Source organism: Roseovarius nitratireducens (assembly GCF_002925845.1).
In the GTDB taxonomy this organism is placed as follows: domain Bacteria; phylum Pseudomonadota; class Alphaproteobacteria; order Rhodobacterales; family Rhodobacteraceae; genus Roseovarius; species Roseovarius nitratireducens.
Window position 1 is genome coordinate 1 of the sequence record NZ_PDNI01000051.1, and the last position, 291, is coordinate 291.

The 291-nt window shown below is 38.5% G+C and carries 1 pseudogene; it reads right to left on the reverse strand.

The annotated features are described in order from the left end of the window. Positions 1-24: 24 nt before the first annotated feature. Positions 25-135: pseudogene (locus tag CRJ03_RS20460) on the reverse strand (cytochrome c oxidase subunit 3); the annotation flags it as partial. Positions 136-291: the final 156 nt, after the last annotated feature.

The window sequence follows — 291 nt, forward strand, 5'->3', positions numbered from 1 at the left end:
GGCTAGGCTAGAGTGATAAAAGGCTCAGAAAAAACCTGCGAAGAAGAAAACTTCTGAAATGATGAATAGGATTATTCCGTAGCGTAGGCCTTTTTGAACTACGGGTGTATGATGGCCTTGGAATGTTCCTTCACGAACTACGTCCCGTCATCATTGAATTATGGTTAATAGATTTGTAGTAAGGCCTATTAATAATAGAGTTGTTGAGTTAAAATGGAATCATATTACTAATCCGGATGTTAATAGGAAAGCTGAAAAGGCTCCTGTTAATGGTCATGGGCTTGGATTAAC